Here is a 21,994-nt window from a genome sequence, read left to right on the forward strand (position 1 = left end):
CTCAAGCACCGGCTCATGCCGTACCTGTACGGGGTGGCCGCCGAGGCGCACCGCACGGGCGTCCCCATGATGCGGCCGATGCTGGCGGAGTTCCCCGGCGACCCCGCCTCCCGCACCCTGGACCGGCAGTACATGCTCGGCCCGGACCTGCTGGTCGCCCCGGTCTTCACGGAGGACGGCGAGGTCGAGTACTACGTCCCCGAGGGCACCTGGACCTCGCTGCTCACTGGCGAGCGCGTGACCGGTCCGGCCTGGCGGCACGAGAGGCACGGCTTCGACAGCCTGCCGCTGCTGGTCAGGGACGGCGCCGTACTCCCGTGGGGGGCCGACGACCAGCGCCCGGACGGCGACTGGCTCGACGGACTCACCCTGCGCGTCTTCGGCTCGGGCGCAGGCGCAGACTCCGGCTCCGGCGAGTGCACGGTCACCGTGCCGGACCTGTCCGGCGCCACGGCGGCCTCGTTCCGGGTCGTACGGGACGAGGCCGGTACGCGGGTCACGGCGGAGGGCACGGATCGGCCGTACCGCGTGACCGTCGAGGAAACCGGAGCGGCGGGGGAGGGGAGCGGGACGGTGACCGTCGCCTGACGGTTCGCTCGCGGGGCCGTCGGCGGAGGGGTTGGCCTCCGCCGACGGCCCGTACGTCATCGCGTCAGGCCCTTCGTGACGCGCTTCGTCACGCGCCGGTGGAGGCGCTGGGGCCGGGAGGTGTGCCGCCGCCGGGCATGCCCCCGCCGTCGTTGGTGGAGTCGGGGTCCACGGCCATGGTGAGCGAGCCGACGACACCCCGCTCGATGTGCCGGCGGTCGTAGGAGAGGTCGAGCAGGCCGCCCTGCGCACCGGTCCCCGGGTAGAGCATGTCCTCGTCGAGGGTCACCCGCGTCACGGTGTTCCCCGAGTAGGGGACGAGGCCTTCGGTGGCCTTCACCGCGCTCTCGGCGAAGTAGAACTGCCCTGTGTGGCAGGTGCGTCCGCCTTCGTAGCCGTCGGAGGTACGGGCGCCGCCGGTGTGCACCTTGGTGTGGACGTGGACGGCGCGCCCGGTGTACCAGCCGGGGAAGACGGTCCGGAAGGTGACGAAGCCGTGCCGGTCGGTCATCTGGATGCCGCGCAGCCAGGTGAGGTTGTCCGTCGGGGTGGCGTGGCCGCCTCCGCCGCCGCCCCCGTCCGGGGGAGTGGTCCCCGGCGGCTGGGTGGGCGGTTCGCCCCCACCACCTCCGTCACCGCCTCCGCCGTTGCCGGTGTCCGTGTAGCCCGAGTAGACGCCGGACGCGTCGCAGTGCCAGATCTCGACGGCCGAGTCGCGGACGGGCCGGCAGGTCGTGGTGTCGACGACGCGCAGGCGGAGGACGAGCGGTACACCGGTGCGGTCCTCGACGACGTTCTTCCGGAACAGCTCGTAGTCGATGTAGTAGGGACCTTCGATCGACTCGGTCGTCAGTTGCATGCACGCGTCGGCGGTCACCGCTGCCTCCGCGCCGGGGCCGCCGGAGCCGGCGGCGTTCGCGACGGCGCCGATCCCGGTGAGGGCGACGGCACCGGCCCCGCCGAGGGTGAGCATGCGACGGCGGGACAGGGCACGTGAGACGGCGGCGTTGTCCGGCTCGTCATGGAGTGGGTTCGTCATGGACACGACGTTAGGAACGGTTCCTGTGAAAGGCGTGAGGATAAGCGGCGGTATCCGGCCACCCTCCGGGGCTGTTCCGGAGGCGGGCGCAGCGCTACCGGATGGGCCACGTCCAAGAGCGTTCAGGCGTAAGGTAGTTGCCTCGGTCTACTACGTAGAAGGCGGTACACGTATGCCGGTTGCACTCGGTCTCGGTCTGCCGCAGATGAAGCAGTACGACATCGGCCGCGACGTCGCCGTCGTGGCACGCGCAGCGGAAGCCGTCGGGTACGAGAGTCTCTGGGTGTTCGAGCGGGTCCTCTTCCCCGAGCCCGCGACCCAGGGGCTGTACGGAGTACCGGGGCTCGCCTGGCCCGAGCACTACCGGAGTGTCGCCGATCCTCTGATCACGCTGACCTTGGCCGCCGCGGCCACCGAGCGGCCGCGGCTCGGCACCAGCGTGCTCGTCGCACCGCTGCACGTGCCCTTCCAGCTCGCCCGCTCGCTGGCCTCGCTCGACGTCGCCAGCGGTGGCCGGCTGATCGCGGGCCTGGGGACGGGATGGTCCCTGGACGAGTACGCCGCCGCTTCCGTCGCGCCGTTCGCGGAGCGTGGCGCGGTCCTGGACGAGCTGCTGGACGTGTGCGCGGCCGTCTGGGGGCCGGACCCCGTCTCGTACAAGGGGAGACTGACCACGATCGCGCCCTCCGAGGTGGGGCCGAAACCGGCCCGCCCCGTCCCCGTCTATCTGCCCGCGAACAGCCCCCGTGCCATGCGCCGCCTGGTCGACCGCGCCGACGGCTGGATGCCCGTCGCCATGGGTGCCCAGGAGCTCTCCCGGCAGTGGCAGCTGGTACGGGACGTCGCCGCGGAACGCGGACGTGAGCGCCCGGTCGGAGTCTGCGCCCGGGCCAACGTGCGCTACAGCGCGACGCCTGTGCCGGGCAGCGACCGGAAGCCCTTCCACGGCGACGTCGCCCAGATCGTCGAGGATCTCCTCGCGCACGCCGCCACGGGAATCCCGGAGATCGTCGTCGACCTGCAGAGCACGCCGCGTGACGCGTCGGAACTCGTCGACGTGGCGACCGAGGTGTACGAGACGGCACGGGCCGCCGGGGTCTGAGCGGCGCCGAGCGGGGGCCTGTCCCGGCGGCGGCCCCCCCGGAGGCAGGCCTTGACCCCCGGGGCCGACCTGCGCGGCGGAGCCCCGGACGCCGGGGCCGTCACGGGCGCCGTCACCCACGAGGCCCCCTCTCCCCGGCCGTAACCCCGCAGCGTCCGGCCGGTTCGCGGACCGGCCGGCGACCGAGCGTCACGCCCCGCCGCCCCACGACCTGGGCGCACCGTGCCCACGAGGCGGCCACCCTCCGTGACTGCGCCTCCACAACTCCGGGACACCGCCCCTCCCGGCCGCGCGGTGTGAGGGCGCCATAAGTGAGCCGCATCACCCAGAGTGAATATCTCGGCATACATCTGGCCGGAACGGAAAGGGTCCCAGGCTGCTGGTGCCGTATCCCGGTCCACCGGCGCGCAAGTGCTCGGCCGGACCGGTGCGGAGCAATCAGGCACGGAAGGCAGATCGCTACATGTCGGCTCCCACCTCGTCGGACCGCCCCACGGCCGCCCTGGAGACCCTCCACATCGACGGCGTATGGCGTGCCGCCGGATCAGGCGCGACGCGCGAGATCCTGGACCCCGCGGACGCCACCGTCCTGGCGCACGTCTCCGAGGGCGGCATCGAGGACACCGACGCGGCCGTGGCCGCCGCCCGCCGCGCCTTCGACGACGGCCCCTGGCCCCACCGGCCCGTCGCCGAGCGCGCCGAGCTGCTGCGCCGGGTCGCCGGGCTCCTCCAGCGGGACCGCGAGGAGATCGCGATCACCGAGAGCCGCGACACCGGCAAGACCCTGGAGGAGGGCCGTGTCGACGTCGACGACGTCACCAACGCCTTCCGCTACTTCGCCGACCTCGTCATGAACGAGAGCGGCGGCCGGGTCGTCGACGCGGGCGACCCCGACGTCCACAGCGTCGTCGTCCACGAGCCGGTCGGTGTCTGCGCCCTGATCGCCCCGTGGAACTACCCGCTGCTCCAGGCCAGCTGGAAGATCGCCCCGGCCCTCGCCGCCGGCAACACCTTCGTGCTCAAGCCCAGCGAGGTCACCCCGCTCTCCACCGTCCACCTGATCAGGCTGCTCGCCGAGGCCGGGCTGCCCGACGGCGCCGCCAACCTCGTCACCGGCGCGGGCGACCCCGTCGGCGCACGGCTCTCCGAGCACCCCGACGTCGACCTCGTCTCCTTCACCGGCGGGCTCGCCAGCGGCACCAAGGTCGCCCAGGCCGCGGCGCCCACCGTCAAGAAGGTCGCCCTGGAGCTCGGCGGCAAGAACCCCAACGTCGTGTTCGCCGACGCGTGCGCCACCGAAGAGGGCTTCGACACCGCCGTCGACCAGGCACTGAACGCCGCGTTCTTCCACAGCGGCCAGGTCTGCTCCGCCGGTGCCCGCCTCATCATCGAGGAGTCGGTCCGCGACCGCTTCGTCACCGAACTCGCCCGCCGCGCCGATGCGATCCGGCTCGGCCGAGGCACCGTCGACGGCGTCGAGTGCGGCCCGCTCGTCTCCGCACAGCAGCTCGCCAAGGTCGAGGCGTACGTGGCGTCCGCCCGCGAGGAGGGCGCGGTCGTCCGCTCCGGCGGAGCGCGCCCCGAGCCCTCCGACATCCGCCCCGCGAGCGGCTACTTCTACCGCCCCACCGTCCTGGACGGCTGCCACCGGGAGATGAAGGTGGTGCGCGAGGAGACCTTCGGCCCGATCCTCACCGTCGAGACCTTCCGTACCGAGGAAGAGGCCGTCACGCTGGCCAACGACACGGACTACGGCCTCGCGGGCGCCGTGTGGACCACCGACGCGGGCCGCGCCCGGCGCGTCGCCGGCCGGCTGCGCCACGGCACCGTCTGGATCAACGACTACCACCCCTACCTCCCGCAGGCCGAGTGGGGCGGCTTCGGCAAGTCCGGTACGGGCCGGGAGCTCGGCCCCACCGGGCTCGCCGAGTACCGCGAGTCCAAGCACATCTACCAGAACCTCAACCCGCGCCCCCAGCGCTGGTTCGCCGGCTGAACAGAGCGGATCCCCTTTCCCCGCCCGGCTGTTCGCAGCACCACGTACACGCAAGCACCTTGCAGAAGGAGCAGTGACCGATGCCCCCGTCCCCCAGCACCGCACGCCCCGAACCTGTCGACTACGTGATCGTCGGAGGCGGTACCGCCGGTTCGGTCATCGCCTCCCGCCTCACCGAGGACCCCGACGTCACCGTCACCGTCATCGAGGGCGGCCCCACCGACATCGACCGCGAGGACGTCCTCACCCTCCGCCGCTGGCTCGGACTGCTCGGCGGGGACCTCGACTACGACTACCCCACCACCGAACAGCCGCGCGGCAACTCCCACATCCGGCACAGCCGCGCCCGCGTGCTCGGCGGCTGCTCCTCGCACAACACGCTGATCAGCTTCAAGCCGCTGCCCGGGGACTGGGACGAGTGGGCCGAGGCCGGAGCCGACGGCTGGGACGCCGCCTCCATGGACCCCTACTTCGGCCGGCTGCGCAACAACATCGTGCCCGTCGACGAGAAGGACCGGAACGCCATCGCCCGCGACTTCGTCGACGCCGCCCAGGCCGCGGCCGACGTCCCACGCGTGGACAGCTTCAACAAGAAGCCCTTCCACGAGGGCGCCGGCTTCTTCGACCTGGCCTACCACCCGGAGAACAACAAGCGCTCCTCGGCCTCCGTGGCCTACCTCCACCCGCACATCGAGGCCGGTGACCGCCCCAACCTCTCGATCCTGCTGGAGACATGGGCGTACCGCCTGGAGTTCGACGGCAACCGCGCGACCGGGGTGCACATACGCACCCAGGACGGCGAGGAGACGCTCCTGCGCGCCACCCGCGAAGTGATCGTCTGCGCGGGCGCGGTGGACACCCCCCGGCTGCTCATGCACTCCGGGATCGGCCCCGCGAAGGACCTGGAAGCACTCGGCATCCCCGTCGTCCACGACGCGCCGGGGGTCGGCGAGAACCTGCTGGACCACCCCGAGTCGGTCATCGTCTGGGAGACCGACGGGCCCATCCCCGAGAACTCCGCGATGGACTCCGACGCGGGTCTCTTCGTACGGCGCGACCCCGGATCCCGGGGCCCCGACCTGATGTTCCACTTCTACCAGATCCCCTTCACCGACAACCCGGAGCGCCTCGGCTACGAGAAGCCCGAGCACGGTGTGTCGATGACCCCGAACATCCCCAAGCCGCGCAGCCGCGGCCGGCTCTACCTCACCAGCGCCGACCCCGAGGTCAAGCCGGCCCTGGACTTCCGCTACTTCACCGACGAGGACGACTACGACGGCCGCACCCTGGTCGACGGCATCAAGCTCGCCCGTGAGATAGCGAAGACCGAACCGCTGGCCCACTGGCTCAAGCGCGAGGTGTGCCCGGGACCCGAGGTCACGTCCGACGAGGACATCAGCGAGTACGCCCGCAAGGTCGCCCACACCGTCTACCACCCGGCCGGAACCTGCCGGATGGGGGCCGAGGGCGACCCGGCGGCCGTCGTCGACCCCCAGCTGCGGATCCAGGGCCTGGAAGGCATCCGCATCGCCGACGCGTCGGTCTTCCCGACCATGCCGGCCGTGAACCCCATGATCGGCGTGCTGATGGTGGGCGAGAAGTGCGCAGAGCTGCTCCGAGCGACCCCGACCACCGGAGGCGATGTCCGATGACCGAAGCCAGTACCCCTGTGACCCGTACCCCTGTCACCGGAGATCCCGCGGCGGACACCCCCGCGGCCGGTGCCCCGGTGTTCAGCGTCAAGAACCTCTGGAAGGTCTTCGGCCCCAAGGCCGACCGCATCCCCGGCAGCGAGCACGCCGACCTGCCCCCGGCCGAGCTGCGCGAGCGCACCGGCTGTACGGCGGCCGTCCGCGATGTCTCCTTCGACGTCGAGAAGGGCGAGGTCTTCGTCGTCATGGGCCTGTCGGGCTCCGGCAAGTCGACCCTCGTACGCTGTCTGACCCGGCTGATCGAGCCCACCAGCGGCACCCTCGCCATCGACGGCGAGGACGTCCTGGCCATGGACACCACCCGGCTGCGCGAACTGCGCCGCCACCGCGCCGCGATGGTCTTCCAGCACTTCGGGCTGCTGCCGCACCGCACGGTCCTCGACAACGTCGCGTACGGCCTGGAGATCCAGGGGCTCGGCAAGGCCGAACGGCGTGCCAAGGCCGCCGAACTGGTCGAGAAGGTCGGCCTCGCGGGTCTTGAGGACCGCCGCCCCGCGCAGCTCTCCGGCGGTCAGCAGCAGCGCGTCGGGCTCGCCCGCGCGCTCGCCGTCGACCCGTCCGTCCTCCTCTTCGACGAACCGTTCAGCGCGCTCGACCCGCTGATCCGGCGCGAGATGCAGGACGAGGTCGTCCGGCTGCACCGCGAGGAGGGCCGCACGATGGTCTTCATCACCCACGACCTCAGCGAGGCGCTCCGCCTGGGCACCCGCATCGCGCTGATGCGCGACGGCGGCATCGTCCAGCTCGGCACCCCCGAGGAGATCGTCGGCTCGCCCGCCGACGACTACGTACGCGAGTTCGTCCGGGACGTCCCGCGCGAGCAGGTCCTCACCGTCGCCACCGCCATGCGTCCGCCGACCTCCGGCGAGGGCGACAACGGCCCGGCCGTCCGGCCCGGCGCCACCGTCTCCGAGGCCATCGAGGCCGTCGCCCGCTCCGGCGACCCGGTCGCCCGGGTGATGGAGGGCGGAAGGCTGCTCGGCGTCGTCGACCACGCGTGCCTGCTGGACGTCGTCGCGGGCGCGGATGCGGGAGCCCGTGAGGTGACCGTCTGATGGCCACCGCCCAAGCCACCACACGCACCGCCTCCGGTCCCCCGGGGAGCGGGCCCCTCGCCGCCCTGCGCGGCCGGCCCGCCCTCGGCAAGATCCTCCTCCTGCTGGTGATCGCCGCCGTCGCCGTACCCCTCGCGCACGCACGCTGGGGCGGCGGAGTCTGGCCCGGCGCCCTGACCGTCGACCTCAGCGGACCGCTCGGCGAGGTCAACGACTGGATCATCGGCAACCGCGACAGCCACCCGCTGTTCCTCTACTTCTTCGGCCACATCAGCAACGCCGTCGTCCTCTCGGTGCGCGGCGTCTACCTGGCCCTGCTCGCCCTCGGCTGGGCCGGGGTCACCGCCCTCGCCGCGCTCGTCGCCTGGCGTACGGCCGGCTGGCGCCTCGCGCTGACCGCCGGGCTCTCCTTCCTCGTCTGCGGGCTGCTCGGCATGTGGGTGCCGACCATGCAGACCCTCGCCCTGATGACCGTCGCGGTCCTGGCCTCCGTGGTGCTCGGCCTGCTCCTCGGGCTCGCCGCGGGTCTCTCGGACCGTACGTTCCGTGTCCTGCGCCCCGTCCTGGACACCATGCAGGTGCTGCCCGCCTTCGCCTACCTGCTGCCCGTCGTGCTGGTCTTCGGCATCGGCGTGCCCGGCGCGGTCCTCGCGACCGTCGTCTACGCGGCGCCGCCGATGGCCCGGCTCACCGCACTCGGACTGCGCGGCGCCGACGCGGGCGTCATGGAGGCCGTCGCCTCGCTCGGCGCCACCGGCCGGCAGCGCCTGCTGAGCGCCCGGCTGCCGCTGGCCCGCAAGGAACTGCTCCTCGGCCTCAACCAGACCATCATGATGGCGCTGTCCATGGCCGTCATCGCGTCCGTCATCGGCGCCGGCGGTCTCGGTGACCGCGTCTACCAGGCGCTCTCCTCCGTCGACGTCGGGGCCGCGCTCGCCGCCGGCATCCCCATCGTGCTGCTGGCCGTCGTCCTGGACCGTACGACCGAGGCGGCCGGCCGGAGGATCGGCACGGAGCCCACCGGCCCCGAGGCCCTGCGCGGCGTACGCGGCTGGGGGCTCGCCGCCCTGATCGCCGCCGTCGTCGCCGTCGTCGGCCGCTTCACCGGCGGGCGCGTCTGGCCCGAGGACGGGGTCGTCCCCATCGCGGAGCCGGTCAACACGGCCAAGGACTGGATGGTCGACCACCTCTACACCGGCATCCCCGTCATCGGCGGAACCGCCGACTGGGCCGCCCACTTCACCAACTGGATCCTCAACCCGCTGCGCAGCGGGCTCCAGGGCCTGCCCTGGTGGGGCGTGCTGCTGATCGTCGCCGCCCTCGCCTGGACCATCGGCACCTGGCGCACCGCGCTCACCGCCGTCCTCGCCATGGCCGCCATCGGGGTCCTCGGAGTCTGGGACCTGTCGATGGACACGCTCAGCCAGGTCATCGCCGCCGTCGCGGTCACCCTGGTCCTGGGCTTCGGCATCGCCGTCGGCGCCGCGCGCAGCGCGCGCCTCGAACGGCTGCTGCGGCCCGTCCTGGACGTCTTCCAGACCATGCCGCAGTTCGTCTACCTCATCCCGGTCGTCGCCCTCTTCGGCGTCGGCCGCGCCCCCGCCGCCGCGGCAGCCGTCGTCTACGCGCTGCCCGCCGTCGTACGCATCACCACCCAGGGGCTGCGGGGCGTCGACCCCGCCGCGATGGAGTGCGCCCGCTCGCTCGGCGCCACCAGCGGCCAGCAGCTGCGCCAGGTCCAGCTCCCGCTGGCCAGGCCCGCGCTGCTGCTCGCCGTGAACCAGGGAGTCGTCCTGGTCCTCGCGGTCGTCATCATCGGCGGTCTCGTCGGCTCCGGCGCACTCGGTTACGAGGTCGTGTTCGGCCTCGCCCAGGGCGATCTGGCCACCGGTCTCGTCGCGGGCGCCGCCATCGTCTGCCTGGGACTGATGCTGGACCGTGTCACCCAGCCCACCGCCCGCCGCCAGCGGAAGGAGAGCTGACATGGCTCGCACCCGTACCCGCGCCCGCCTCCGTACGTCAGCGATCGTCGCCTCGGCCGGCGCGCTGCTGGCCGTCACCGGCTGCGGCGCGGCCGACATGACCAAGCAGGCCTCGCCGTTCGCGGCCCCCGCGGACATCAAGACCGTCACCCTCTCCGTCCAGTCCTGGGTCGGCGCGCAGGCCAACGTGGCCGTCGCGCAGAAGATCCTTGAGGACGAGCTCGGCTACCGCGTCGACCTCGTACAGACCGACGAGGTGCCCGCCTGGGACGCCCTCAGCCAGGGCCGGGTCGACGCCATCCTGGAGGACTGGGGCCACCCCGACCAGGAACAGCTGTACGTCAAGGACAAGAAGACGATCGTCCCCGGCGGCGACCTCGGGGTCACGGGCCACATCGGCTGGTACGTCCCCAAGTACTGGGCGGACGAGCACCCCGACGTCACGAACTGGAAGAACCTCGACAAGTACGCCGACGAGCTGCGCACCGCGGAGAGCGGCGACAAGGGCCAGCTGATGGACGGTTCACCGTCCTACGTCACCAACGACAAGGCCCTGGTGAAGAACCTCGGCCTGGACTACAAGGTCGTCTTCGCCGGTTCCGAGGCGGCGCAGATCACCCAGATGCAGCAGTTCGCCAAGGAGAAGAAGCCCTTCCTCAGCTACTGGTACCAGCCGCAGTGGCTGTTCAACGAGGTGCCGATGGTCGAGGTGAAGCTTCCGGAGTACTCCGACGCCTGCGCGGCCAAGGACCCCGCCGACATCGACTGCGCATACCCGACGACCCCGCTCCAGAAGTACCTCAACGCGGACTTTTCCGAGCGGGGCGGGGACGCCGCCGCCTTCCTGAAGAAGTTCCACTGGTCGGAGAAGGACCAGAACGAGGTCTCCGAGCTGATCGCCTCGGAGCGGCTGACCCCCGACGAGGCCGCCGCCCGCTGGATCGACGAGCACCCGGACACCTGGAAGAAGTGGCTGGACCGTTGATCTGAGCCCAGGACACGCTCCCCGGACACCCCCCGTCAGCCGCCGCGGCACCTGCCGCGGCGGCTGACGCGCGTCCAGGGCGGGTCCGGGGACATCGGCCGTAACTATTCACTCAGTACATGTACCGCGTATATAGTCGCGCCCATGAGTACCCGTCATGTCCTCCTGGGGCTGCTCGCGGCCGGGCCCTGTCACGGCTACGACCTCAAGCGGCAGTACGACGCACGCTTCCCCCAGGCCCGCCCGCTCGCCTACGGGCAGGTCTACACGACGCTCCAACGCCTCGTGCGGGACGGCCTGGCCGCGGTCGAGGGCACCGACTCCGACGGCGGCCCGGAGCGCACCCTCTACGGTTCCACGGACGAGGGGGCGCGCGAACTGGCCCGGTGGGCAGGCGAGATCACCGCTCCGGCCCCCTTCGTGACCAACGAGATCTTCGCCAAGGTCGTGGTCTCGATCCTCGTCGCGGCCGCCGCCGCGAGGACCGGACAGGGCGGGCCGGACGCCGCGGCGCACCTGAGGGCGCAGCGCGCCGCCCACATGGAGCGGATGCGTGAGCTCACCGCACTCAAGGCCGCGCCGGGCGCCGATCTCAGCACGGTTCTCTCGGCCGACTACGCACTTGTCCATCTCGACGCCGACGTGCGGTGGATGACCACCACCACGGCCCGCATCGACACCCTGACCGCGGAGGTACACGCAGCATGAGTCCATCGGACGAACAGCTCTTCCCGGGGGAGACCGCGCTGATCACGGCACGCGGTCTGAAGAAGGCGTACGGACGGACCGATGCGCTGCGCGGTGCCTCGCTCGACCTCCACGCGGGCGAGATCCTCGCCGTCACCGGCACGAGCGGCAGCGGCAAGTCCACCCTCCTGCACTGCCTGGCCGGGATCGTCCGCCCCGACGACGGCTCCGTCACCTACGGGGGCGAACGGATCGACCGGGCCTCCGAGGAGCGGCTCGGCGAACTGCGGCGCACCGACTTCGGGGTGGTGTTCCAGTTCGGGCAGCTGATCCCCGAGCTCACCGCGCTCGACAACGTGGCGCTGCCCCTGCTGCTCGCGGGGGTCCGTCGCGGCCCGGCGCAGCAGAGGGCGGGGGAGTGGCTGGAGCGTTTCGGAGTCCGCGGCCAGGCGGACCTGCGCCCCGGTGAGATGAGCGGCGGCCAGAGCCAACGCGTCGCGCTGGCACGCGCCTTGGTCACCGGGCCCAAGGCGGTCTTCGCGGACGAGCCGACCGGGGCGCTGGACACGCTCGCCGGGGAACAGGTGATGACCGCCCTGGTGCACACCGCGAGGGAGGCAGGTACGGCGGTGCTGCTGATCACGCACGACGCCCGTACCGCGGCCTACGCGGACCGTGAGGTGTGGCTGCGTGACGGGGTCGTCGACCCCGGTGCGGACGCCGTCACCGTCCAGGAGGCGGCACGCCATGAGGGCTGACATCCGTATGGCCTGGACCCTCACCCGCGGTTCCGGACGCGGTGAAGGGTGGCGGATCGCGCTCACCGCGCTGGGCGCCGTGGCCGCGACGGGATTCGCCCTCGCGGCGGTGGCGGTCGCCGCCGTCCGGGGCCAGGTGTCCATCCCGTTCGCCCACGGCCTGCTGAACCAGCCCGGTGAGCGCGCGGGAGTGGTGCTCACGCTCGTGCTCCTGCTGGTCCCCGTGCTCGGATTCCTCGGACAGTGCGCCCGCATCGGGGCCGTTCACCGCCACCATCGGATGGCCGCGATGCGGCTCACCGGGGCGACTCCCGCACAGGTACGGAGGATCGCGGCGGTGGAGGCCGCGTTCCCCTCCCTGCCCGGCTCGCTGGCCGGCTGCGCCCTCTTCGCCGTACTCCTCGCGGCCGCAGGGCACACGCCGCCGCCCCTGGCCTGGGCCGGCTTCGCGGTGGTCGTCCTCGCCGTCCCCGTGGCCGCGGCCCTGGTCGGCGTCCTCGCCCTGCGGCGTGTGGTCGCGTCGCCGCTCGACGAGGTGCGCCGCGTGGGCCCGGAGCGTGGCCCACGGGCAGCATTCGGATTCCTGGCAGCGGGCGCGCTGATCTCCGCGGTGGGAATGCTCCTGATCGGCCCCACCAGCCTCCGCGCCGCGGCATTTCCCGTACTGGTGGTGGCCCTGGTGTTCCTCACCGGGACGGGGGTCATCTGGGCGGCCGGCGCGTCCGCCGCGTACCTGGGCCGGCGGCTCACCCGCAGGGCGCGGCAGCCCGCGGTCCTCATCGCCGCGGGACGGCTCGCGCACGACCCCTGGGCGGCCGCGCGTACCCATGCGGCGCTGCTGTTGGTCACCGTCGTCGGAGTCGCCTTCGTCGGCGTGCGGGCGGTCATGCTCGAGATCCTCCACGACAGCGGGACCCTGCCGGACGACCTGGCGTTCTACACCACCGGCATCGACCTCGCCGGAACCGCCGTGCTGGTCGCCTTGGCGATCAGCCTGTGCGGACTCGCCGTGGGGACCGCCGAGTCGCTGGCGACCCGCCGCAGGGGCCTGGCCGCACAGGCCGCGGCGGGGGTGCCGCGCACCGTCCTGGCCAGGGCGGCGATCCTGGAGACGGCGCTCCCCCTGGCGCCGGCGCTCCTGCTCGCGGGCATCGGAGGCACCGCGGTCTGCGTCGCGTACGCCCGGATCGCGGGCACCGGCGTACCGCTGACGCCGCTCCTCGTCCCCCCGGCCGTCTACGCGGCGTGTCTGCTCGCCGCGGCGACGTCCCTGCCGCTCCTGCGGCGCGCGGCGCACCCCGCCGAACTCCGGTTCACGTAGCGCTCCTCGTGGGATCCGCCCCGCCCTGCGCACGCGCCGCCACCACCAGCGTGGCGGCGACCAGGGCGGCGGACAGGAGGCCGGTGGCGAGGACCGGGCCGGGGGTGAACGTCACGGCCAGGACGGCGAGGACGGCCGCCGGGTGGATGAGGTCGTTGCGGCTGCGCAGCTCGTCCGCCCGGTGGTGCAGCAGCCACACCAGGGTGATGAACACGGCCACCGGCACCGTGAACGTGGCCGCCGCCGCGTGGTCGGAGAGGTGACCGTGACCGGTGGAGTGGGCGACGTTCACCGCCAGCCCGGCGCCGACCGCGGCGGCCGAGGCGAAGACGGCGTAGTGGCCGTAGCCCCAGAGGATCGCCGACCTGAGGCTGGTGAGCCTGCGCGGGGCGTTCTGCGCGAAGTACAGCCACCACAGGGCGAAGACGGTCAGTACGCCGCCGACGACGAGGGCCGCGATGTCGCCGGGCGTCGTCTCACCGTCCAGGGCGGTACGCACGGCCGCGGTGGCCGCCGTCATGGTCTCGCCCAGGACGATGAGGGTGAACAGGCCGTACCGCTCGGCGATGTGGTGCGGGTGCCAGGTGGTCATAGCCGCGTTCTCGGCCCAGACGGGGACGGCGATCTCGGCCAGGACCAGGACGGCGAACGCCGGCAGGCCCCAGTCCTCGGGCAGGGCCAGGCGGGCGACCCAGCCGGCCTGCACGACCAGGATGCCGGCCGCGTACCGCAGGCAGGAGCGCCGTCGTTCGGGGTCGGAGCGAGCGGCGCGCAGCCACTGGGTGACCATGGCCAGCCGCATGACGACGTAGCCCCAGGTGATGACGGTGAAGTCCTCGTGCCGGAGCGCCTCGGCCGCGCCAGCGGCCACGACCAGCGCTCCCGTGATCTGGACCAGCGTGAGCAGCCGGTACGGGACGTCGTCGGTGTCGTACGCGGAGGCGAACCAGGTGAAGTTCATCCAGGCCCACCAGATCGCGAAGAACACCATCGCGTAGCCGAGGACCGCGTGCCCGACGTTCCCCTCGGCGAGTTCGTGCTCGAAGGCGGCCGACGCCTGGGCGACGGCGGCGACGAAGCACAGGTCGAAGAAGAGTTCGAGTGCGGTCGCCGTGCGGTGTTCCTCGCCGGCGAGGCGGGCGACCATCGGCCGATGCCATGCGCCGAAGGCGGAGTGTGACTGGCTCATTCGTTCCCGGTTCCATCGGTGGGAGGGCTGTTCGGGCCCCGCCGGCCCCGAGGGCGGCGGAGCCTGACGAGGCCGGCCGCGCAGGCCGTGGCCGGGTCGGCCGGCTCGACGGACACGGTCACGTTACGAGCGGTCCGCGCGGGCACGCAACGCCGACAGGCCGCCGGTCAGCGCAGCGCGTGGGCCTCCGCGTCCCCCGGCCGTTCGAACTGGGTGCGGTGCAGCTCCTCGTACCGCCCTCCGGCTGCCAGCAGCTCGTCGTGCGTGCCCCGTTCGACGACCCTGCCGTCCTCGACGACCAGGATCAGGTCGGCCGCGCGCACCGTCGACAGCCGGTGGGCGATCACCACGGCCGTACGGCCCTCCAGGGCCTCGGTCAGCGCCTCCTGGACGGCCGCCTCGGAGGTGGAGTCCAGATGTGCGGTCGCCTCGTCCAGGATCACCACCCGCTGACGGGCCAGCAGCAGCCGGGCGATGGTGAGCCGCTGGCGTTCGCCGCCGGAGAGCCGGTAGCCGCGCTCGCCTACCACCGTGTCCAGCCCCTCGGGCAGCGATGCCACCAGGCCGTCCAGGCGGGAGCGGCGCAGCGCGTCCCAGATCTCCTTCTCGGTGGCCTCCGGCCGGGCCAGCAGCAGGTTGGCGCGGACCGACTCGTGGAAGAGGTGCCCGTCCTGGGTGACCATGCCGAGCGTCTCCCGGATCGAATCGGCCGTCAGATCGCGTACGTCGACGCCGTTCAGCCGCACGGTGCCCGCGTCGGTGTCGTACAAGCGGGGGAGGAGCTGCGCGATCGTCGACTTCCCGGCTCCGGAGGACCCCACGAGTGCGATCATCCGGCCCGGCGCGGCCGTGAAGGAGACGTCGTGCAGCACCTGCGTGCCGTCCCCGGAGTCGAGCGTGGCGACCTCCTCCAGCGAGGCGAGGGAGACCTTGTCGGCGGAGGGATAGCCGAAGGACACCCCGTCGAACTCCACGGACACCGGGCCGTCCGGTACCCGGCGGGCGTCCGGCTTCTCGGCGATCAGCGGCTTCAGGTCGAGGATCTCGAAGACCCGCTCGAAGCTGACCAGGGCGCTCATCACCTCGACCCGGGCCCCGGCCAGTGCCGTCAGCGGTGCGTAGAGCCGGGTGAGGAGCAGGGCCAGCGCGACGACGGCCCCGGGCTCCAGGCTGCCGCGCAGGGCCAGGTGCCCGCCGAGCCCGTAGACCAGGGCGAGGGCGAGGGCCGACACCAGGGTGAGCGCCGTGATGAACGTGGACTGGAGCATCGCCGTACGGATGCCGATGTCACGCACCCGGCCGGCGCGGGCGGCGAATTCGGCGGACTCGTCGGCGGGGCGTCCGAAGAGCTTGATGAGCGTCGCGCCCGGGGCGGAGAAACGCTCGGTCATCCGGGTGCCCATCGTGGCGTTGTGGCCGGCGGCCTCCCGCTGGAGACCGGCCATCCGGGAGCCCAGCCGTCGGGCGGGGACGACGAACACCGGGAGCAGCACCAGGGCGAGCAGCGTGATCTGCCAGGAGATCGTGAGCATCACGGCCAGGGTCAGCAGCAGGGTGACGAGATTGGAGACGACGCCGGAGAGGGTGTTGCTGAAGGCCCGCTGGGCGCCGATCACGTCGTTGTTGAGCCTGCTGACCAGCGCCCCGGTCCTGGTGCGGGTGAAGAAGGCGACGGGCATCCGCTGGACATGGTCGAAGACGGCGGTACGCAGATCGAGGATCAGCCCCTCGCCGAGGGTGGCCGACAGCCACCGGGTGAGGAGCCCGAGCCCCGCCTCGGCCACGGCGATCAGGGCGATCAGCAGGGCGAGCCGGGTGACCGTCCCGGGGTCGTCGCCCTGCACGATCGCGTCGACGACCGACCCCGCCAGCACCGGTGTGGCCACCGCCAGCAGGGCCGTCACCACACTGAGGAGCAGGAAGCGGAGGATCCTGCCCCGGTGCGGCCGGGCGAACTCCGCGATACGGCGCAGCGTGGCCCGGGAGAAGGGCCTGCGGTCCTGCTGCGCGTTCACCGTGCTGTGCAGCGAGTGCCATGCGGTGACTTCCATGTCCATGAGGTGCCTCCGGGGGAGTCGGTCGGTATGCGTGGCACGCTAGAACCTCAAGAAAACTTGAGGTCAAGCGTTCCCGGCCGGCTTCACCCGTCGGTGCGTTCAGCGCGCCCGTACGGTCGCCATGACCTCCCGGTCCGGCTGCAGGGTCAGCGTCGGTACGGGGTTGATCGTGCCCGGGTCCACGGCGAGTTCGAAGCGGCGCGCCAGGACGGCCAGGATCAGCACCGCCTCGACCATCGCGAAGCGCGTACCGAGGCAGACCCGGGGGCCACCGCCGAACGGGAACCACGCGTACTCCGGGATCTCGTCCCCGTCCTCCGCGTCCCAGCGCTCCGGGCGGAAGGCCTCGGGCTCCGGGAACCACCGCTCGTCCCGGTGCGTGGCCCACTGGCTGCTCCACACCCGCGTGCCCTCCGGCATCGGTACGCCGCCGATCCGCGCCCCCTCCTTCGCGATTCCGGTGACCAGCCAGATCGTCGGGTACAGCCGGAGGGTCTCCTTCACCACCGCCTGGGCGTACGTCAGTCGCGCGTAGTCGTCGATGCCCGGCTCCCGGTCGCCGAGGACCCGGTCCAGCTCCTCGGTGAGCGCCGCCAGGGCGTGCGGGGTGCGCGAGAGCAGATACCAGGCCCACACCAGCGTGGACGCGGTCGTCTCGTGGCCCCCGATGTAGAGCGTGACGGTCTCGTCGCGTATCTCCTGGTCGGTGAGGTGGGCCCCGCTCTCGTCCACCGCCGTGAGCAGCCGGCTCAGCAGGTCGGGGCGCTCCCCGTCGCCGTCCCGGTGACGCGCCACCACCCGCCCGACCTCCGCGTCGATCACCGCGGCGGCCTTCTTGATCCTGACGCGCCCGGGGGTCGGCACCCAGTCGGGCAGGACGGCGCCCAGGCCGCTGAACTCCTTGCCGATCTCCTGCTGTGCGATGTCCATCGCGCGGCCCATCGACTCCGCGTCGGCCGGGGTGTCCACGCCGAAGATGGTGCGTACGGCGATCTTCTGCGTCAGCGCCGCCATCTCCCGCTTGATGTCGACGCGTTCACCGCCCGACCAGCCGTCGGCCAGGTCCACCGCGCACGCGGTCATCGTGGAGGCGTACGACTTCACCTGCTTGGGGCGCACCGAGGGCTGCACCAGCGACCGCTTGCGCCGCCAGTCGCTGCCGCGCGCGACGACGACCCCGTTGCCCATGACCGTACGGAAGGCGATGCCCAGCAGCGGCTGGTCGAAGGTGCGTTCCGTCTCGGTGAGCAGCTCGCCTATGCACGCGGGGTCGGCGACGAAGACGCAGTCGTTGCGGCCGAAGCGCCAGCTGACCATGTCCCCGTGTCCGCGCAGGCGCTCGAAGAAGGCCAGGGGATCCTTGCCGAACCGCGGCAGGCTCCCCAGCAGGGGGAGGCCCCTCGGCCCCTGGACGAGCCGGTGGCCGCGCGGCTCGGCGTCGAGGGTCGCACCGGATTCCGTGGACATGAGGAACTCCCGTCATCTGCCGTACGCAGTAAGTGAGTTGCAGAGCCTAATGCCAGTCGGTCACGGATCGGGACGGGGCCGGCGGCGCCGGTCCGGACATGGCCGAGGGCCGCAGGCGGTCGCCTGCGGCCCTCGGGCGGGGTGCTGTGCGGTCAGACGCCCGGCGGGACCCGGGAGGGACGGCCGCCGCCCCGTGTCAGGGAGTAGCCGAACACGCCCGCCAGCGCGGCGAGTACGCCGCCGCCGGCGGTCCACAGCCAGCGGCTGGTCCACCAGCCCGAGGACCAGCCGTCCTCGGGTTCGCTGCCCGCCGGGGCGCCGCCCTGCGCCGAGACGGCCGAGACACCCGGCACCAGGGGCTTCGCGAGGGCGCCGTCCACGTCGTGCGCGCCGCCCTGATCAGCCGGATCGACCTGGGTCTCGACATGGACCGGCAGACCGAGATCCTCCTCGGCCAGCCCGACCACGGTCAGGCGTACGTAGTAGGTGCCGGGCAGCGGGTCGGACGCCCACGGCTCGGACCAGGCCCGGACCGTACGCAGGACACAGGACAGCTCGACGGTGCCGGCGTCCGGCGCCGCCTTCCTGGTCTGGTGGCCGTACATACAGGCCTGCCGGCGGCGGAGGCCGTCGTACACGTCGATCTGCCAGGTCGACGCGCCGTGCCGGGTGGCGCTCTCCGGCAGGCTCACCTTCGCTCGGACGGTGGGACGCTGTCCGGAGTCCGCGGGGAAGGCCCAGTAGAGGTAGTCACCCGTGGACGCGTCCGCGGTGGCGGCCTGTCCCTGCCGCACCGGCGTGGCGGTACGGAAGGTGGTGCCGGCCTCCGTCGGCGCCGCCGACTCGCCCTCCGCCGGGCTCGCGCTCGCCGACGGGTCGTCGGCGACGGCGGCGCCCGCCGAGGTGAGCAGGGCGACGGCGGCCAGCAGGGCGCCCACGCCGGCGCGCCTGACGGTGTTTCTGCGGGGGGTACGCATCAGTTGGTCCTCCATACGGCGACGCGCCAGCGCGAGATCCAGCCGAACAGCAGACCTGCGATCAGTCCGGTCAGCACCATGAGGCCGAGCAGCCACCAGCCGCGGCCCAGGCCGAACGCGGCGACATCGGCGGCGTCGTCGGGAGCGTCCACCACGTCGATGGTCAGCTCGACGGGCATACCGGGAGTGGTCTTCACGGACGGGGGCGCCGAGAAGGAGTTGCTGAGCTGGAGGCAGACGGACTCGGCGGCGGGCTTCACGTCGGAGTCGGTGTCGTCCTGCTCGGGCTTCGGGTACCGCAGCCCGGTGGACACGGCGTCCGTACGTCCGGTGCCGGACTCCGCGCCCCGGACGATCTCCCGGCCGTGCGTGGTCACGGCGCGCAGCAGCACCCCGTAGTCGTTGTTCACGGCACGGTCCGCCGCGACACTCACCGAGGCGCGCAGTTCCTGGCCGGGCAGGACGTCCACCCGGTACCAGCGGTGCTTGCCGATCTCCTGACGGTCGGTGTAGAGCCCGGCCTTCAGCTCCGGGGCGGCGGAGCAGCTGCCCGCGCCCTCGGTCGCCACGGGGGTGACGACCGGCTCGGCGGCGCGGTCCACCAGCTGTTTGACACGGCCGGAGAGCTCGTCGGTGTGCTGGACCGCGGTGTAGGTGCCGCCGGTGGCCTCGGCGATGCAGGTCAGCTGCTGCCGGATCTTGGCGTTCGGCACCAGGCCCAGCGTGTCGATGACCAGGTGGATACCCCGGGCGGCGATGTCACGCGCGACCTCGCACGGGTCGAGCGGGCCGCAGGTGTCCTCGCCGTCGGTGATCAGGACGATCCGACGGGTGGAGTCGCCGCCTTCGAGGTCGTCGGCCGCGCCGAGCAGGGCGGGGCCGATCGGGGTCCAGCCGGTCGGCGCCAGCGTGGCGACGGCGGTCTTCGCCTCGGTGCGGTCGAGCGGGCCGACCGGGTAGAGCTGCTTGGTGTCCTTGCAGCCGACCTTCCGGTCGTCACCCGGGTAGTCGGCGCCGAGCGTGCGGATGCCGAGCTCGACCTCTTCGGGCACCGCGTCCAGGACGTCGTTGAACGCCTGCTTGGCGGCGGATATGCGGGACTCGCCGTCGATGTCGCGGGTGCGCATGGAACCGCTGACGTCCAGGACCAGTTCGACCTTGGGCGAGGCGGCGGTGGAGGGTTCGTCGGCGGCGGCCGGAAGGGCGGTGCCGAGCCCGGCGGCCAGGGTGGCGAGCAGGACGCACACCCCGGCCGTCAGCCGTTTTCTTATGATCATCGCCGGATCCTATTGAAGATCCGCAGCCATCCCCAAAACGCGTGCGCCGGACGCGACTTCGGGGCCTCCTCTCATCCGCCGAGCAGCGGCTCCGCGGCCCTGTCCAGCACCGACCCGACCCGCTCCCAGGTCTCCGTGTCCCGCTCCACCGGCGGGAGTTCGGCGTCGGCGGACTTCTCGTTCCAGCGGGAGGCGATGGCCACCGGGTCGCCGCCGCCCGCGGCGGACGCGGCCAGCGCGGCGGCGCCGAGCGCGACCAGTTCGCCGCTGCCCGGCACGATCAGCGGCCGGCCGGAGAGCCGGCGCACCGTCTCCACCCAGGTGCGGCCCTGGGCGCCGCCGCCGATCAGCCGCAGCGGCCGGCCGGCGACCTCGGGGTCGGCCGGGTCGAGCCCGCACGCCCGCAGGAGCTCGTCCAGCGCCCGCAGCACGGTGAAGGCCGCGCCCTCGTACGCCGCGCCCAGCAGCTGCTGCGGAGTGGTGTCGTGCCGGAGCCCGGTGAGGAGCCCGGAGGAGGTGGGCAGGTCCGGGGTGCGCTCGCCGTCCAGGTAGGGCAGGAGGACGGCCTCGCCGCCGGGCGTCGCGTCGTCGCGGTGCAGGCCGAGCAGGGTCGCCACCTTGTCGACGGCCAGGGTGCAGTTGAGGGTGCAGGCCAGCGGGAGATACGTACCGTCGGCCCCGGCGAAGCCGGAGAGCGCGGTGGACGCCGGGCGGGCCCGGGAGGCGGCGAAGACCGTGCCCGAGGTGCCGAGGCTCAGCACGGGGTGGTCCAGCAGTCCCGCGCCGCCCAGGCCGAGGCCCACCGCGGCGCTCATGTTGTCCCCGGTGCCGGCCGCGACGGCGATCCCGGCCGGCAGGCCGAGCACCTCCGCCGCCGACTCGGTCAGGGAGCCGATCCGGGTCCCGCCCGTCGCCGCGACCTCGGGCAGCATGGAGAGGTCCAGGCCGAGGCGGTCCAGGAGCTCCGGGTCGTAGGACCCCGTCGCGGTGGAGTACCAGCACGTGCCCGACGCGTCGCCCGGGTCCGTCGCCGCGACGCCCGCGAGCCGCTCCGTGAGGAAGTCGTGGGGCAGCCGCACGGCGGCCGTCGCCTCGGCGTTCGCCGGGTCGTTCTCGCGCAGCCACCGCCACTTCGTCGCGGTCATCGACGCGACGGGCACCGTGCCGGTGCGCGCGGTCCACGCCTCGGGGCCGCCCAGCTCGTCGACGAGCGCCGCCGCCTGGGGCGCGGAGCGCGTGTCGTTCCACAGGAGGGCGGGGCGCAGCGGGCGGCCGGAGCGGTCGAGCGCCACGAGTCCGTGCTGCTGCCCCGCGACGGCGATACCGACGACGGAGGACGCCGAGAGCCCGGACTCCTTGAGCCCGGCAGCCACGGCGTCGCACAGCGCCCGCCACCACACCTCGGGGTCGGTCTCGCGCGCGCCGCCCTCACCCGTGACGACATGCGGGGCGCGGCCGACGGCGAGCAGCTCACCGGTCTCGGTGTCGGTGACTGCGGCCTTCGTGGACTGGGTGGAGCTGTCCACGCCGATGACGACGGTACGCGGCGGCATGGCTACCTCTTCTCATTTTGGGAGTGCGACAAACAAATTACGTGATCGACGGCGTCCGGAACAGGGGCGTTCGTCGTTTCGCTGTCCGGGGGGTTACGTCCACGCGGTGCCGTGTGCATAATTAATCATGTCAGTGAACAAATAGGCCCGGGGTACGGACGACGACTCCGGACCCCAGGCAGGCGAAGGCGGACACCACCATGACGGATCGCTTCACCCCCACTTCCGCGGACAGGTTCACCTTCGGTC

General features: G+C 72.6%; 17 protein-coding genes. 10 read left to right on the plus strand and 7 right to left on the minus strand.

Going from position 1 to position 21,994, the window contains the following annotated elements; all coding sequences use genetic code 11:
* On the plus strand, window positions 1–588 hold a 588-nt coding region (locus JKV81_RS28480), incomplete at its 5' end, for a glycoside hydrolase family 31 family protein (RefSeq protein WP_307820614.1).
* A gap of 88 nt (window positions 589–676) precedes the next feature.
* On the opposite strand, the gene JKV81_RS28485 is transcribed toward JKV81_RS28480, so the two are convergent.
* On the minus strand, window positions 677–1,627 hold the full coding sequence (locus tag JKV81_RS28485; protein ID WP_236058009.1) for an intradiol ring-cleavage dioxygenase: 951 nt from the start codon (window positions 1,625–1,627) through the stop codon (window positions 677–679).
* A 172-nt stretch (window positions 1,628–1,799) separates the two neighbouring features.
* Here JKV81_RS28485 and JKV81_RS28490 point away from each other — a divergent pair, with 172 nt between their 5' ends.
* From JKV81_RS28490 to JKV81_RS28530, 9 genes are all read left to right on the plus strand, one after another.
* Entirely contained in the window at window positions 1,800–2,729 is a 930-nt protein-coding gene (locus JKV81_RS28490; RefSeq protein WP_202078483.1) for an LLM class F420-dependent oxidoreductase, read from the plus strand.
* 463 nt (window positions 2,730–3,192) lie between these two features.
* A complete protein-coding gene (locus JKV81_RS28495; protein WP_129266593.1) occupies window positions 3,193–4,725 on the plus strand; it encodes an aldehyde dehydrogenase family protein in 1,533 nt (510 codons plus the stop codon).
* 80 nt (window positions 4,726–4,805) lie between these two features.
* Window positions 4,806–6,377 carry a GMC family oxidoreductase gene (locus tag JKV81_RS28500; RefSeq protein ID WP_129266594.1) on the plus strand — a complete coding sequence of 524 codons (1,572 nt, stop codon included), beginning with the start codon at window positions 4,806–4,808 and terminating at the stop codon, window positions 6,375–6,377.
* Window positions 6,374–7,492 (plus strand): quaternary amine ABC transporter ATP-binding protein, encoded by a 1,119-nt coding sequence (locus JKV81_RS28505; RefSeq protein WP_236058011.1) that lies wholly within the window; start codon window positions 6,374–6,376, stop codon window positions 7,490–7,492. Before JKV81_RS28500 ends, JKV81_RS28505 begins: the two co-directional genes overlap by 4 nt.
* Window positions 7,492–9,474 carry an ABC transporter permease gene (locus JKV81_RS28510; RefSeq protein WP_129266595.1) on the plus strand — a complete coding sequence of 661 codons (1,983 nt, stop codon included), beginning with the start codon at window positions 7,492–7,494 and terminating at the stop codon, window positions 9,472–9,474. The genes JKV81_RS28505 and JKV81_RS28510 overlap by 1 nt, the downstream gene beginning before the upstream one ends.
* A gap of 1 nt (window position 9,475) precedes the next feature.
* Complete coding sequence (locus JKV81_RS28515; protein ID WP_129266596.1) at window positions 9,476–10,459, plus strand: ABC transporter substrate-binding protein; 984 nt, start codon at window positions 9,476–9,478, stop codon at window positions 10,457–10,459.
* Window positions 10,460–10,603: 144 nt separating this feature from the next.
* A complete protein-coding gene (locus tag JKV81_RS28520; protein ID WP_124275820.1) occupies window positions 10,604–11,167 on the plus strand; it encodes a PadR family transcriptional regulator in 564 nt (187 codons plus the stop codon).
* The gene (locus JKV81_RS28525) at window positions 11,164–11,904 is read left to right on the plus strand and encodes an ABC transporter ATP-binding protein (protein WP_129266597.1); all 741 of its coding nucleotides are present in this window, start codon (window positions 11,164–11,166) and stop codon (window positions 11,902–11,904) included. Before JKV81_RS28520 ends, JKV81_RS28525 begins: the two co-directional genes overlap by 4 nt.
* On the plus strand, window positions 11,894–13,225 hold the full coding sequence (locus JKV81_RS28530; RefSeq protein ID WP_202078485.1) for an FtsX-like permease family protein: 1,332 nt from the start codon (window positions 11,894–11,896) through the stop codon (window positions 13,223–13,225). Before JKV81_RS28525 ends, JKV81_RS28530 begins: the two co-directional genes overlap by 11 nt.
* Here the strand turns inward: JKV81_RS28530 and JKV81_RS28535 are convergent.
* From JKV81_RS28535 to xylB, 6 genes are all read right to left on the minus strand, one after another.
* Complete coding sequence (locus tag JKV81_RS28535) at window positions 13,218–14,414, minus strand: low temperature requirement protein A (RefSeq protein WP_129266599.1); 1,197 nt, start codon at window positions 14,412–14,414, stop codon at window positions 13,218–13,220. The two genes, JKV81_RS28530 and JKV81_RS28535, sit on opposite strands and share 8 nt — an antisense overlap.
* A gap of 167 nt (window positions 14,415–14,581) precedes the next feature.
* Entirely contained in the window at window positions 14,582–16,471 is a 1,890-nt protein-coding gene (locus JKV81_RS28540; protein ID WP_202078487.1) for an ABC transporter ATP-binding protein, read from the minus strand.
* A gap of 99 nt (window positions 16,472–16,570) precedes the next feature.
* Window positions 16,571–17,938, minus strand: coding sequence for a cytochrome P450 (locus JKV81_RS28545; protein WP_202078489.1), 1,368 nt, complete (start codon window positions 17,936–17,938; stop codon window positions 16,571–16,573).
* 152 nt (window positions 17,939–18,090) lie between these two features.
* Complete coding sequence (locus tag JKV81_RS28550) at window positions 18,091–18,915, minus strand: hypothetical protein (protein WP_129266601.1); 825 nt, start codon at window positions 18,913–18,915, stop codon at window positions 18,091–18,093.
* The gene (locus JKV81_RS28555; RefSeq protein WP_129266602.1) at window positions 18,915–20,192 is read right to left on the minus strand and encodes a VWA domain-containing protein; all 1,278 of its coding nucleotides are present in this window, start codon (window positions 20,190–20,192) and stop codon (window positions 18,915–18,917) included. Before JKV81_RS28555 ends, JKV81_RS28550 begins: the two co-directional genes overlap by 1 nt.
* A 71-nt stretch (window positions 20,193–20,263) precedes the next feature.
* Window positions 20,264–21,745 carry a xylulokinase gene (gene xylB, locus JKV81_RS28560; protein WP_202078491.1) on the minus strand — a complete coding sequence of 494 codons (1,482 nt, stop codon included), beginning with the start codon at window positions 21,743–21,745 and terminating at the stop codon, window positions 20,264–20,266.
* Between the last annotated feature and the right edge of the window lie 249 nt (window positions 21,746–21,994).

Origin of the sequence: Streptomyces silvae (assembly GCF_016745505.1) — a bacterium.
In the GTDB taxonomy this organism is placed as follows: Bacteria; Actinomycetota; Actinomycetes; order Streptomycetales; family Streptomycetaceae; genus Streptomyces; species Streptomyces silvae.

Coding starts and splice junctions, on each gene's coding strand:
- JKV81_RS28485 (WP_236058009.1), bottom strand. CDS start 1,627: ATGACGAACCCACTCCATGACGAGCCGGACAACGCCGCCGTCTCACGT.
- JKV81_RS28490 (WP_202078483.1), top strand. CDS start 1,800: ATGCCGGTTGCACTCGGTCTCGGTCTGCCGCAGATGAAGCAGTACGAC.
- JKV81_RS28495 (WP_129266593.1), top strand. CDS start 3,193: ATGTCGGCTCCCACCTCGTCGGACCGCCCCACGGCCGCCCTGGAGACC.
- JKV81_RS28500 (WP_129266594.1), top strand. CDS start 4,806: ATGCCCCCGTCCCCCAGCACCGCACGCCCCGAACCTGTCGACTACGTG.
- JKV81_RS28505 (WP_236058011.1), top strand. CDS start 6,374: ATGACCGAAGCCAGTACCCCTGTGACCCGTACCCCTGTCACCGGAGAT.
- JKV81_RS28510 (WP_129266595.1), top strand. CDS start 7,492: ATGGCCACCGCCCAAGCCACCACACGCACCGCCTCCGGTCCCCCGGGG.
- JKV81_RS28515 (WP_129266596.1), top strand. CDS start 9,476: ATGGCTCGCACCCGTACCCGCGCCCGCCTCCGTACGTCAGCGATCGTC.
- JKV81_RS28520 (WP_124275820.1), top strand. CDS start 10,604: ATGAGTACCCGTCATGTCCTCCTGGGGCTGCTCGCGGCCGGGCCCTGT.
- JKV81_RS28525 (WP_129266597.1), top strand. CDS start 11,164: ATGAGTCCATCGGACGAACAGCTCTTCCCGGGGGAGACCGCGCTGATC.
- JKV81_RS28530 (WP_202078485.1), top strand. CDS start 11,894: ATGAGGGCTGACATCCGTATGGCCTGGACCCTCACCCGCGGTTCCGGA.
- JKV81_RS28535 (WP_129266599.1), bottom strand. CDS start 14,414: ATGAGCCAGTCACACTCCGCCTTCGGCGCATGGCATCGGCCGATGGTC.
- JKV81_RS28540 (WP_202078487.1), bottom strand. CDS start 16,471: ATGGACATGGAAGTCACCGCATGGCACTCGCTGCACAGCACGGTGAAC.
- JKV81_RS28545 (WP_202078489.1), bottom strand. CDS start 17,938: ATGTCCACGGAATCCGGTGCGACCCTCGACGCCGAGCCGCGCGGCCAC.
- JKV81_RS28550 (WP_129266601.1), bottom strand. CDS start 18,915: ATGCGTACCCCCCGCAGAAACACCGTCAGGCGCGCCGGCGTGGGCGCC.
- JKV81_RS28555 (WP_129266602.1), bottom strand. CDS start 20,192: ATGATCATAAGAAAACGGCTGACGGCCGGGGTGTGCGTCCTGCTCGCC.
- xylB (WP_202078491.1), bottom strand. CDS start 21,745: ATGCCGCCGCGTACCGTCGTCATCGGCGTGGACAGCTCCACCCAGTCC.